The sequence below is a fragment of the Parabacteroides sp. KHUB-02 genome (genome assembly GCF_056640955.1).
In genome coordinates this window covers 2,970,036-2,982,554 of sequence record NZ_JBWQEV010000001.1, presented here as the reverse complement: position 1 = coordinate 2,982,554, position 12,519 = coordinate 2,970,036, and the positions used below count along the sequence as shown (strand labels likewise).

At 44.9% G+C, this 12,519-nt stretch carries 6 protein-coding genes, 2 tRNA genes, 3 rRNA genes and 1 pseudogene; 5 read left to right on the top strand and 7 right to left on the bottom strand.

Going from position 1 to position 12,519, the window contains the following annotated elements; genetic code table 11:
• Positions 1-3: 3 nt before the first annotated feature.
• From vgrG to ACYIA1_RS13200, 7 genes and pseudogenes are all read right to left on the bottom strand, one after another.
• Positions 4-1,767 carry a type VI secretion system tip protein VgrG gene (gene vgrG / locus ACYIA1_RS13230; protein ID WP_480335478.1) on the bottom strand — a complete coding sequence of 588 codons (1,764 nt, stop codon included), beginning with the start codon at positions 1,765-1,767 and terminating at the stop codon, positions 4-6.
• Positions 1,767-2,423, bottom strand: a complete 657-nt coding sequence (locus ACYIA1_RS13225; RefSeq protein WP_005867031.1) for a CIS tube protein — start codon at positions 2,421-2,423, stop codon at positions 1,767-1,769. The genes vgrG and ACYIA1_RS13225 overlap by 1 nt, the downstream gene beginning before the upstream one ends.
• A gap of 161 nt (positions 2,424-2,584) precedes the next feature.
• Entirely contained in the window at positions 2,585-3,088 is a 504-nt protein-coding gene (locus ACYIA1_RS13220) for a phage tail protein (RefSeq protein WP_005861439.1), read from the bottom strand.
• A pseudogene (locus ACYIA1_RS13215) lies at positions 3,088-3,540 on the bottom strand (phage tail protein). The gene ACYIA1_RS13220 and the pseudogene ACYIA1_RS13215 overlap by 1 nt, the downstream one beginning before the upstream one ends.
• Positions 3,541-3,577: 37 nt before the next feature.
• Positions 3,578-5,086: a phage tail sheath family protein gene (locus ACYIA1_RS13210; RefSeq protein ID WP_005867035.1), complete on the bottom strand. Its 1,509-nt coding sequence runs from the start codon at positions 5,084-5,086 to the stop codon at positions 3,578-3,580.
• A gap of 19 nt (positions 5,087-5,105) precedes the next feature.
• Positions 5,106-5,861, bottom strand: coding sequence for a hypothetical protein (locus tag ACYIA1_RS13205; protein WP_005867037.1), 756 nt, complete (start codon positions 5,859-5,861; stop codon positions 5,106-5,108).
• Positions 5,862-5,951: 90 nt separating this feature from the next.
• The gene (locus tag ACYIA1_RS13200; protein ID WP_005867039.1) at positions 5,952-6,488 is read right to left on the bottom strand and encodes a Pvc16 family protein; all 537 of its coding nucleotides are present in this window, start codon (positions 6,486-6,488) and stop codon (positions 5,952-5,954) included.
• 884 nt (positions 6,489-7,372) lie between these two features.
• Here ACYIA1_RS13200 and ACYIA1_RS13195 point away from each other — a divergent pair.
• The 5 genes from ACYIA1_RS13195 to rrf all read left to right on the top strand — a co-directional run bounded on the left by ACYIA1_RS13195 (position 7,373) and on the right by rrf (position 12,380).
• Positions 7,373-8,897, top strand: a 16S ribosomal RNA gene (locus ACYIA1_RS13195).
• A gap of 150 nt (positions 8,898-9,047) precedes the next feature.
• Positions 9,048-9,121, top strand: a tRNA-Ile gene (locus ACYIA1_RS13190).
• A 10-nt stretch (positions 9,122-9,131) separates the two neighbouring features.
• Positions 9,132-9,205, top strand: a tRNA-Ala gene (locus ACYIA1_RS13185).
• Between the two features lie 105 nt (positions 9,206-9,310).
• Positions 9,311-12,186 (top strand): 23S ribosomal RNA (locus ACYIA1_RS13180).
• An 83-nt stretch (positions 12,187-12,269) separates the two neighbouring features.
• Positions 12,270-12,380 (top strand): 5S ribosomal RNA (rrf, locus tag ACYIA1_RS13175).
• The 16S, 23S and 5S rRNA genes sit together here with 2 tRNA genes alongside, the layout of an rRNA operon.
• Positions 12,381-12,519: the final 139 nt, after the last annotated feature.

The following is a 12,519-nucleotide window of genomic DNA, read 5'->3' as shown; positions in this document are numbered from 1 at the left end:
GATTTAATTAATCATTACAACGCCTCCTTTTACAACGGTTTGGCCGGATGCGGATATTTCGGCGGTGGCAGACCCTTTTACTTTAACTCCCATTTGTGCGGAAACCTCGATATTCAAGCCATTTATCTTGGTATCTTGCTTAGACTTGGATTCGATACCCATTCCTTCTGTCTTGACATTCCCTCTTGCCTTAAATATGAGATCTTTGCCGGATTCTACCATAATTCCGTTTTTATCCATACAGACCTTGTTCTTATTAGCATCGGATAACAGAATTTGCTTTTTGTCATCATCCAATATGAGCGTGTTCTCTCCGGGAGTCCCTATTGTGATAATCTTTTTATCATCGTCCAAAGTAATTTTCAACTGGTTTTTTGTAACAATTGTCTTTAAATTATTTTTTGGATCTAAAGAAACCGGCGTTTTTCGTTTGCGACTGTACAAACTTCCGATAATCACAGGGTGGCAGGGGTCCTCATTGATGAATTGCAGGACTACCTCATCATCGACTTCCGGTAGAAATAACATGCCGACCCCATTGCTTGCGTACGGACTGACCGGCCGAGCCCATATCTCCGTCTTCTCACATTGTAACAAGGGTATATCGACTAATATAAAATTCTCGAAATCTTTATTATCTCCGATCTTTTTAACGATCCCTATTTGTAATCCTCGTATGCCGGGCAAGAAACCACTAGCTGCGGGAGCCACTACATCGGGCTCTTCGGTAATGACTACCGGATTGAAACCCATATAGACTTGTGTCTTCCATTCGCCTCCTTGTAGTGTATGTTCTACTGATTGAACAAATGCGTTTCCACTATAATGTTTGCTTAATCCTTCTAATTTGATAATACAGCCCGGAATAATAGACGCATTCCCGTAAATTGTGATGGAGCCTTGAAAACGTGCCAGACCGCTCCATAAAGCTTGCGCATCGGCCCAAGCATGTAAAGAAGCGTCGCCGATGGGAGCGTTGGTTTGATAAAGCATCACTTCATTTGCCAGACCGGATAGATCCTTTGCGGCGATATCGCCTTGGGCATTGAGAGAAGGTTTGCTGGCGGTGGCTTTGATAATTTGTTGACGGCTCACGTCCCAAGCGCAGGCTTTTGTATCTGTGTATTGCTCGGAAGCGGATATAGAACCATCGAAAGCGATTAAATTATCTCCATAGGTGATGGTTAAGACCGGGGAGGCAGATACATTCGGTTTACATACCTTGACTTGTTTACCGTCAGTGATAACGACTAATCCGTTATTTTGTGCTCGTGTGAGTACAAAATCCCAATCTGTACAATAATATTGTACCAGTTGTGGAATTTCTATACCGGTACTATCTACTTTGGCAGAAAGCCCGTATTGTCCCAGAATCTTCTTGATAACGGCATCATCTTTACTATTTTCATATACATTATTTTTACGTCCAAAGGTTGCAGGATATGCGAACCCCCTACATTCTAAAACAAATAGAGTTTGTTGTTCGCTATTGATTTTTAACTGATGGGTTGTAACGCATCCCTCAAATAAGGTGCTGACCTTATCTGTTGGACCCGCTTGAAACTTAAGCTCCGTACCCGGATTGAATATTTTGTTGTCTGGTATTTCAAATTGGCTGTTGTCGATAATATCAGCGCTGATGGAGATCGTTGCTTTATCGATCTTATTACATGCTCTGTATATTTTTGCATTGATTACGGAGTATTGCTCCGTTACATCTTTACCATTTAGGAATAGTTTGATTATAAATGAATTATCCATATTCATTATATTTTAGGGAACCATAATTGAGTTCCGGGTTTTATATCTCTAAAGCTGATTAGGTTATTAATGGAGGCAATCATTGGAGCGTAACCAGAATTTTTATATTCTTTTGCGCATAACCCGATTAGACTGTCTCCTTGTTTAAAAGTAACGAATTTACCCTCAGCTTTTTGATTTTTCTTTTTTGCTTGTGTCTCTCTACTACTAATCGCCTCTGTTAGTGACAAGGAGCCTTTAGCTCGTAAAGGATTGCCATTGGGCGAGAATAAGGTGTAATCCCAATTTAGGCTGGTTAATCTCCCCTTGAAAATGAGACTCCCCCAAATTACTTTAAGGAAGCAAGGGCTGGGTGGATCGATCTCTGCGCTAGGTAGAAAAATGATATTCTCCAAATCCTTGATCCTTTCTGTCACGGTTTTTTTCCCCGTCGGGATAATACCGGTACCATCGAAGTGTATATCAAAAGAGAGAGTGGAGGGGTTGGTGTGTTTATACTCCGGTAGTTGCTTATCCTCTTTTATGCTTTCGTCTTTCTTATAGGAGGTAGATTTGCTTAACTTATAGCTATCCGGATTGATTTGGACGGTGATATTACCCAATTTCTCGCCACCTTTGTATTCAATTGATTTATATGCCTCGATGATCAACTTTTGGTTCATGTTTTACCGCTCCTTTCTACAAGAAAAAAGGTTAGACAAATCTTTCTTGGCCTCACGAATTATCTCCTCTTTGATTTGTTGTATCAAATCACGGGAGAGAGGGAGGTCGGGTTCCTTTTTCTGTTGTGTCACTTTTGCGGACACTTGGATTTCTTTTATAGTTATAGCCATTGCTTAAATTGTTCTTTTTTCGTATCTTCTGTATCTCTTATCGACATACGGATCAAATTAGTATAAGCCATCTCCAATGTTTCAATCACCAACTCATTCTTTTGGGAATTCAATGCGCTAATGTCCCATTTTACAGGGTAAGCATTGAGCACAGACCAATTATTTAGGGGAAAATGCCCGGCATCCAGCAATGATATAGTTAAATTGACGGGAACGATCTGGGCACTTCCATTATTTTCCAATACTTTAACCACATATGTCTCTAGCACATGAGGCAAAGGCATTAAAGAACGTTTCAACACAAGGTTACCGTGCTTTCGTCGGGTAGGCACCTGATAGCTGAAACTGTTTTCTCCCCCTTCTTTAATCGTTTCCGTCTCCATTTCAAGTTGTAGTCCCGAGACCTCTTGGAAAGAGGTCTCGATCAATCCTTCGAAAGTCACGTTGAAATAAAACGCTACCGGAGGAGGGACAATATGATCAAACCTTAGCATTAAGCGTTTTCTATGGTCAATCCTTCATGCGCTAAATCTAAGGTTTCGATGGCGGCCTCGTTTCCATCGGATTTTAAGCTGACACCGGTAACCTTAGTCGGCCATGCGTTCGATAATTTCCAAACCATCGTAGGGCTTCCTGCTTCATCCAGTAAGCTGATTGTTACATCTTCTCGCTGTATTGTGTTCATTTTTATCTTGTTAAACCAATCGAATAATTTGTTATCCGCTTTGAAAACCCCTTTCTTTAGACTGACATTGCTCGTCTTCTTCAGTCCCGGCATCTTGATATTTGAGAAAACCGGGCTATTACCATGTCGGTACTCAATTACTTGGGCTTCCATATCCAGACCAGATACCTCTTTAAAAGCGATTTCCCCGAGGCTACCTAATTCTACCTTAAAATAAAAACTGGGTAACGGTCATACATTATCTTGTGCTTCTCCTGCCATATTCGTATTTCTTTAATAGGTTTTAATTCTTAAATTATCAGCTTTTTTGCATTTGTTGTTGGAATGTGATCTCGATAAATTCCGCAGGTCTGGTAATAGCCACGAATACAGATATCCTGAGGATACCTTCCAGAATATCCTCGGGAGTCATCGTGTCTCCCAATCCGATATGAATGCTATATGCGTCTTCGGGGGAAGTTCCTGCTAATCCACCTCGTTTCCATACGCCCCGTAAGAATCCGTCTATCATACTACGCATATTTACCCATGTATTTGCTACATTCGGTTCGAATACATAGGCACGGGCGGCGTTCTTGATTGATTCCTCTAGGAAGATCATCGTACGTCTTACGTTAATATAACGCCAGTCTAACGAGTTACCATCCATCGTGCGGGCACCCCAAACCTTGATTCCTTCACCGGGGAAGCTACGGATTGCGTTTACGGCTTTTCCGTTCATCGGTACGTTCAGATCTTCTTGCTCGGCATTTGTGATCGAGAGTGCGGGTGTGACTACGTTATTGATGGAAATATTCGCAGGGGCTTTCCATACTCCCCGGGTGTTATCTACCATAGTATAAAGACCGGCCATCGAAGCTGAAGGCGGAAGTAAATTGATCCTCAAGCGAATCTCTCTCAAAATGGAGCGGTATACGGAACTGACTTGGTATAATAAGGTATGGAAACGTTCCGCCTCGTCCTCTTTCATGGTAAGCAAAAGCTTGAACTTGTCCATAAGTTCATTGACAGCCTCATTCGTTACACCGGACTTCTTTGAGAATTCGTTCAAGATCAGTTCCTCCAATTTCTCTAAACTATCCTTTTCTATATTATAAAAAGTGATATCTTTCTCGGTGACGATAGATGTATTTATCCATGGATAATAGGAGGCACAGTACGCAAGGAAATTGCTACCTATATTTTCCCGGAAACTTTTGATAACCGCACCGTTTTCATCTTTGTATCCGTTGAAAACATCTAATATGGCAAAGCGATTTTTCATATCGTTACCACAGTGCATCAAAGCGGCAGTTTGAACTTTGTAACAATCGCCTTCCTCCATATATACGGCTTCCGGAACGACGACCAACGTGGGCTCCTGTTCTTTTTTTAAGGCTAAGAGCGCATTTGTAAAGTCTATGCTTTTAAAGTCATGCTCATAATCTCCTACGGAGACGATATAGCACGGTCCTCCACCGTTAGCGTAGAACAACAACATATTATAATATAAAGCATAGAACGTTTTTGGCAAAGTAAGCTGGCAACTTCCGTCGGGGAATAATACGTTTATGTCATTGGTGGTGTCCTCACTCTCGGAATCTTCCGGACGAATTCCGAATCGCAAGGTGGGAGCGAAACCGAAGAACGAATGGAACTCAGCCATAGAAGATATACGGAAAGGGATACCGGTCAAATCCTTGTTACCGTCCCGTGCGAATTGGGTATGCCCGATAAAGGCAGGGATGGCGGTAGCGACTTCTACGACTGAATTAGGAAAAGCGTTTTTCTCTATGATATAAACGCCAGGGGTTTTCATTTGTGCCATACGTTATTTTTTTAAGGATTTAGATATAAAGAATTTGTATAATAGAATTCTCGGTAGATTGTAATTCCTTTATAAGAAAACGTCCCAAAGAGGGAACAGGAACATGCCTTAATAGCATTCTTTTAGCATATTCTCTTTTCTCGTAAATCGTGATATCTGATCTTCTTTGGTAATAAGACTCTTCCTTAATCTTTATCGGATATTCTGTGCTGATACGAAAAACGTCCTTATCCATGAAACGGATTTGCTCGGGATTCTTGAAGCTAATATTTTCCGGTCCATTATCCTCCATAAAAATATCCATTGACGCATTTTCTGGATTACGAGGTATCAAGATAAAATCCCAATAGGCTTCTTTTGTGTGATAATGGATTTCTTTCTGTATTGGGCATTTCGTTTTTAATAATTCTTTGGTAACATGAATGATCACATTGAGCCGATTCAGTCGGTTATCGATAACACTTAATTGTATATCTGAATCATTTAGCTCTTCCGGTAGCAGGGATTGTGTATACAGTAAAAAATTCGGATCTTTTGAATGTGCTTGAAACTCAAGGTTGAGACCATCCGGGGAGGTTGAAAGGTGATCAAGAAGCTCTTCTCGATCTCCAATTAGTGCATATTGATTTCGACCCGTTTGCCTAAAAGGATATTTAGGTCCTCCTAATACGACTCTATTCGTTCTCCTGGGTTCTATTTCGAAGATTTCAGAAGGAATACATTCATTATAATATTCATGGCTAAATATAATGTTAATTAAAAAGTCAAATTTCATCATTGGTTTGTTTTATCGTTATAATATTCCAAAAGTAGATAAAAAGAATATGGCATGATATTAAATGCTATATGTTTGATAACATTATTTCTAATTTATTTTTTGACTTGATATTCGTTGTTTTATATCCTTGATTTCTGTTCCGTCAAAAGATATGATTCGTGCTTTACATAGGATTGATGGATAATAATGCCCTCCTAATATACTCCATATATTGCTGAGCTCTTGTATACTAATTGTTACGGGCTCGAGCGTTATGGTACCTTGGTCTGGTAATTTAAGAATGGAATTTTGTTGTAAGAAGGAGATTGAATCCGATAATATTTGTATAGATTCTAAGTATCTTTTAGATGAAAAAACAGCGGCAACCATAATATATATATTCAAGTACCATGGTGGAGATGTTTGTTGGAATGTGTTATTTTTTGTGTTCCTATAGGGGGCAGAGATTCCCATTGCTGTCTCTCGCTCTATATTCACGATAGAAAGTATGATTTTATCCGATTGATCCTCATTTGGAGTCGCATCAATACTTCCGGCTTCCACTATAATTTCTGCCCGTTCATAATAGCTGGAAAGAAATTCGTTCATTTTCTCTGCGAGTGTGTTTATTAATACGTGTATCATGGTCTTTTGCTTTATTTGTGCTAAAGGTAAGGAATAAATTTGTTTTTCTGCTTTATAATTTCATTGTCTGAATTCTTTCTAGCAAATTACCTTCGTTTCGATTCGTGATAAGAATTAAAATCGTTTTTTGATTATCATAGATAATTACGTCTTGGCGGTTTCCTGAAAAAGATTGAAAGAAAAGTTAATCCTGAGATTGGGCTATGCTTATTGTGTATTTTTTATCTACTCTTATTTTCTATTATGTGACTTCGGAAAAACACGTACGACTTTTTTCGAAAACACGTACGACTTTTCTCATAAACATGTACGACTTTCCGGTAAAACATAATCGTGTTTTTAAACTGTTAATGTTCAGTGATTTATATTTTTGTATCATTCACGCACTTATTGTATGGAAAATTATCACATCGCCACTCAATAAATCATAATATACCTCCATGTAGAAGTGCGGCATGCTATGTCTCTATAACAGGATGTCTCCAATAGGGTGAGAATCGAGTAGTATGGCTTTATCACACGTACATTATATAACTTGTTAAGTCTTGAAAAAAAACTTGAAAAATAATACTGAAAATGTTTGGTAGTTATGTTTTATAGCACTACTTTTGCACCCGCATTCGAGAGAGAACGCCGGTCCAAAATGATGAAACAAACTTTTAGAAAAAAAGTTCCGAAATAATTTGGAGGTTTAAAATAAAAGTCCTTATCTTTGCAGCCACGTTCGCAAAACGAAAGCGACAAAAGAGTTCTTTGAGAGATTTACATAATTCAACAAGTAGTACAAGTATTAGGAAAATTAATTTTCCGGATTGATACCGTCAAAGAAGTATGACTTTGGACTACAATAACGGATTCCGGAGCGAGGACATAAAACAATTTAAACAACGAAGAGTTTGATCCTGGCTCAGGATGAACGCTAGCGACAGGCTTAACACATGCAAGTCGAGGGGCAGCACAGGTAGCAATACCGGGTGGCGACCGGCGCACGGGTGAGTAACGCGTATGCAACTTACCTATCAGAGGGGGATAACCCGGCGAAAGTCGGACTAATACCGCATGAAGCAGGGGCCCCGCATGGGGATATTTGCTAAAGATTCATCGCTGATAGATAGGCATGCGTTCCATTAGGCAGTTGGCGGGGTAACGGCCCACCAAACCGACGATGGATAGGGGTTCTGAGAGGAAGGTCCCCCACATTGGTACTGAGACACGGACCAAACTCCTACGGGAGGCAGCAGTGAGGAATATTGGTCAATGGGCGTAAGCCTGAACCAGCCAAGTCGCGTGAGGGATGAAGGTTCTATGGATCGTAAACCTCTTTTATAAGGGAATAAAGTGCGGGACGTGTCCTGTTTTGTATGTACCTTATGAATAAGGATCGGCTAACTCCGTGCCAGCAGCCGCGGTAATACGGAGGATCCGAGCGTTATCCGGATTTATTGGGTTTAAAGGGTGCGTAGGCGGCCTTTTAAGTCAGCGGTGAAAGTCTGTGGCTCAACCATAGAATTGCCGTTGAAACTGGGAGGCTTGAGTATGTTTGAGGCAGGCGGAATGCGTGGTGTAGCGGTGAAATGCTTAGATATCACGCAGAACCCCGATTGCGAAGGCAGCCTGCCAAGCCATGACTGACGCTGATGCACGAAAGCGTGGGGATCAAACAGGATTAGATACCCTGGTAGTCCACGCAGTAAACGATGATCACTAGCTGTTTGCGATACACTGTAAGCGGCACAGCGAAAGCGTTAAGTGATCCACCTGGGGAGTACGCCGGCAACGGTGAAACTCAAAGGAATTGACGGGGGCCCGCACAAGCGGAGGAACATGTGGTTTAATTCGATGATACGCGAGGAACCTTACCCGGGTTTGAACGCATTTCGACCGCTCTGGAAACAGAGCCTCTAGCAATAGCGATTTGCGAGGTGCTGCATGGTTGTCGTCAGCTCGTGCCGTGAGGTGTCGGCTTAAGTGCCATAACGAGCGCAACCCTTGCCACTAGTTACTAACAGGTTAGGCTGAGGACTCTGGTGGGACTGCCAGCGTAAGCTGCGAGGAAGGCGGGGATGACGTCAAATCAGCACGGCCCTTACATCCGGGGCGACACACGTGTTACAATGGCGTGGACAAAGGGAAGCCACCTGGCGACAGGGAGCGAATCCCCAAACCACGTCTCAGTTCGGATCGGAGTCTGCAACCCGACTCCGTGAAGCTGGATTCGCTAGTAATCGCGCATCAGCCATGGCGCGGTGAATACGTTCCCGGGCCTTGTACACACCGCCCGTCAAGCCATGGGAGCCGGGGGTACCTGAAGTCCGTAACCGAAAGGATCGGCCTAGGGTAAAACTGGTGACTGGGGCTAAGTCGTAACAAGGTAGCCGTACCGGAAGGTGCGGCTGGAACACCTCCTTTCTGGAGCTTTAGGATTCCGTACCGAGGTCATACGAGGTATCGATCGCCTTGTGCTGCTGTTGAGATTATGTTTATTATATAGATCAATGACCGGAAGGCCGGTCGGAGAGAGAAAGATGACGCTGGGACGTAAGTCTTGGCAAAGTTGACAGTCCTATAGCTCAGTTGGTTAGAGCGCTACACTGATAATGTAGAGGTCGGCAGTTCAACTCTGCCTGGGACTACTCCGAATGAGGGGGATTAGCTCAGCTGGCTAGAGCATCTGCCTTGCACGCAGAGGGTCAACGGTTCGAATCCGTTATTCTCCACGCATCCCGCGAGGGAAAGAGGATCTTTGACATATTGGACATCAAAAAGAAGAAACAAGTAGAGCGAGCTTAAGATATATCAACCCGTACGTATGTACGAGGTGAGAGAAAGTAAGCAAGGGCAGACGGTGGATGCCTTGGCTCTCGGAGGCGACGAAGGACGTGATAAGCTGCGAAAAGCCCGGGGGAGGCGCAAATAGCCCTTGATCCCGGGATATCCGAATGGGGCAACCCGGCAGGCTGAAGGCCTGCCATCCCGTAAGGGAGGCGAACGTGGGGAACTGAAACATCTAAGTACCCATAGGAGGAGAAAATAAACAATGATTCCGTAAGTAGTGGCGAGCGAACACGGAAGAGCCCAAACCCATGTCGTCTAGGCGACACGGGGGTTGTAGGACCACGACGTGGCAAGATAGAGTCAAGTGGAACGCCTTGGAAAAGGCGGTCATAGAGGGTGAAAACCCCGTACACGACTGACGATTGAAGCCTAGTGGCATCCTGAGTAGCGCGGGGCACGAGAAATCTTGCGTGAAACAGCGGGGCCCATCCCGTAAGGCTAAATACTCCCGAGAGACCGATAGCGAACCAGTACCGTGAGGGAAAGGTGAAAAGAACCCCGAGCAGGGGAGTGAAATAGACCCTGAACCCGTCTGCCTACAAGCGGTCGGAGCATAGCAATATGTGACGGCGTGCCTTTTGCATAATGAACCTACGAGTTACCTTCCCCGGCAAGGTTAAGTACCTAAGGTACGGAGCCGAAGCGAAAGCGAGTCTGAAGAGGGCGGCCAGTCGGGGGGGGTAGACGCGAAACCGAGTGATCTACCCTTGGCCAGGTTGAAGGTTGGGTAACACCAACTGGAGGACCGGATGGGTAAGCGTTGAAAAGCTTTCCAATGAGCTGAGGGTAGGGGTGAAAGGCTAATCAAACTCGGAGATAGCTCGTACTCCCCGAAATGCATTTAGGTGCAGCCTCTTTATAGTATATCGTGAGGTAGAGCGACTGATTGGATGCGAGGGCTTCACCGCCTATCAAGTCCAGATAAACTCCGAATGCGCGATATATATTTACAGGGAGTGAGGGCGCGGGTGCTAAGGTCCGTGTCCGAGAGGAGAAGAATCCAGACCACCGGCTAAGGCCCCCAAATGATCGTTGAGTTGAACTAACGAGGTCGGATCGCAGAGACAGCTAGGATGTTGGCTTGGAAGCAGCCATTCATTTAAAGAGTGCGTAACAGCTCACTAGTCGAGCGATCTGGCGTGGATAATAATCGGGCATAAACGATCTGCCGAAGCCGTGGATGTCGTAAGACATGGTAGGGGAGCATTCCATGCGGCGTCGAAGATGAGGGATGACCCTTGTTGGAGCGCATGGAAAAGCAAATGTAGGTATGAGTAACGATAAGGGGGGCGAGAAACCCCCCCGCCGAAAGACCAAGGTTTCCTGATCAACGCTAATCGGATCAGGGTGAGTCGGGACCTAAGGCAAAGCCGAACGGCGACGCCGATGGAAGAATGGGTTAATATTCCCATACTGCCTCATGGAGTGACGTGGAGACGGAGAAGTGACAGTCCTGCCGGCTGACGGAATAGCCGGTTGAAGGGTGTAGATATTGATTCCCGTAGGCAAATCCGCGGGGAGAGTCGAACCTGAGAGTATACGGAGCGCTTGCGCAACGTAATATGGACGTAACCATGCTCCCAAGAAAATCCGCTAAACTTATCCATGCGGCACCCGTACCGTAAACGGACACACGTGGTCGGGTTGAGAATACTGAGGCGCTCGAGTGACTCACGGTTAAGGAACTAGGCAAATTGACCCTGTAACTTCGGGATAAAGGGTCCTCGTCGTAAGGCGAGGCGCAGAGAATAGGTCCAGGCAACTGTTTAACAAAAACACATGGCTGTGCTAAATGGAAACATGACGTATACAGCCTGACACCTGCCCGGTGCTGGAAGGTTAAGAGGAGATGTCATCGCGAGAGAAGCGTTGAATTGAAGCCCCAGTAAACGGCGGCCGTAACTATAACGGTCCTAAGGTAGCGAAATTCCTTGTCGGGTAAGTTCCGACCTGCACGAATGGTGTAATGATCTGGACACTGTCTCAACCGTGAGCTCGGTGAAATTGTAGTATCGGTGAAGATGCCGATTACCCGCGATGGGACGAAAAGACCCCGTGAACCTTTACTATAGCTTTACATTGAATTTGGGCAGACGATGTGTAGGATAGGCCGGAGGCTTTGAAGGGGGTACGCCAGTATCCTTGGAGCCGCCGTTGAAATACGGCCCTTCGGTTGTTTGAGTTCTAACTCCCGGACGGGAGGACACTGTATGGTGGGTAGTTTGACTGGGGTGGTCGCCTCCAAAAGCGTAACGGAGGCTTCTAAAGGTGCCCTCAGACCGATTGGTAACCGGTCGTAGAGTGTAATGGCATAAGGGCGCTTGACTGGGAGAGATACAACTCGATCAGGTAGGAAACTAGAGCATAGTGATCCGGTGGTTCCGCATGGAAGGGCCATCGCTCAAAGGATAAAAGGTACTCCGGGGATAACAGGCTGATCATTCCCAAGAGCTCATATCGACGGAATGGTTTGGCACCTCGATGTCGGCTCGTCACATCCTGGGGCTGGAGAAGGTCCCAAGGGTTGGGCTGTTCGCCCATTAAAGTGGCACGCGAGCTGGGTTCAGAACGTCGTGAGACAGTTCGGTCTCTATCTATCGTGGGCGCAGGAGATTTGAGGGGCTCTGACACTAGTACGAGAGGACCGTGTCGGACGTACCACTGGTTTACCGGTTGTCCCGCCAGGGGCACCGCCGGGTATCTAAGTACGGATCGGATAAGTGCTGAAAGCATCTAAGTACGAAGCCGGCCTCAAGATTAGATCTCCCTGAAGGGTGGTTATAGACGATGACCTTGATAGGCCACAGGTGTAAGGGCGGCGACGTCCGAGCCGAGTGGTACTAATAGCCCGGGACTTTCCTCACGTGAGGGTTGATATATTTTAAGACGATAAGGCGAAGCTGGTCTCTTCGGATTGATGTCCGGTCAAAATCTTGATAATGAAATTAAGGTGGCTATAGCACGAGGGATCCACCTCTTCCCATTCCGAACAGAGAAGTTAAGCCTCGTCACGCCGATGGTACTGCGTAACAGTGGAAGAGTAGGTAGCCGCCGTCTTAGGTGAAAGGAGTCAGTCGAAAGATTGGCTCCTTTTTTTGGTATATACACCAGCCGTTGTAGAGACCTAGCGTGCCGCGTCTCGTATCGTCTGACGGTATTCTAAGTTACCATTTGAAGGGATGAGACGCTGTGCGCT

Excerpts from the sequence above, each read along its gene's own strand:
- vgrG (WP_480335478.1), bottom strand. The coding sequence starts at position 1,767 with ATGAATATGGATAATTCATTTATAATCAAACTATTCCTAAATGGTAAA.
- ACYIA1_RS13225 (WP_005867031.1), bottom strand. The coding sequence starts at position 2,423 with ATGAACCAAAAGTTGATCATCGAGGCATATAAATCAATTGAATACAAA.
- ACYIA1_RS13220 (WP_005861439.1), bottom strand. The coding sequence starts at position 3,088 with ATGCTAAGGTTTGATCATATTGTCCCTCCTCCGGTAGCGTTTTATTTC.
- ACYIA1_RS13210 (WP_005867035.1), bottom strand. The coding sequence starts at position 5,086 with ATGGCACAAATGAAAACCCCTGGCGTTTATATCATAGAGAAAAACGCT.
- ACYIA1_RS13205 (WP_005867037.1), bottom strand. The coding sequence starts at position 5,861 with ATGAAATTTGACTTTTTAATTAACATTATATTTAGCCATGAATATTAT.
- ACYIA1_RS13200 (WP_005867039.1), bottom strand. The coding sequence starts at position 6,488 with ATGATACACGTATTAATAAACACACTCGCAGAGAAAATGAACGAATTT.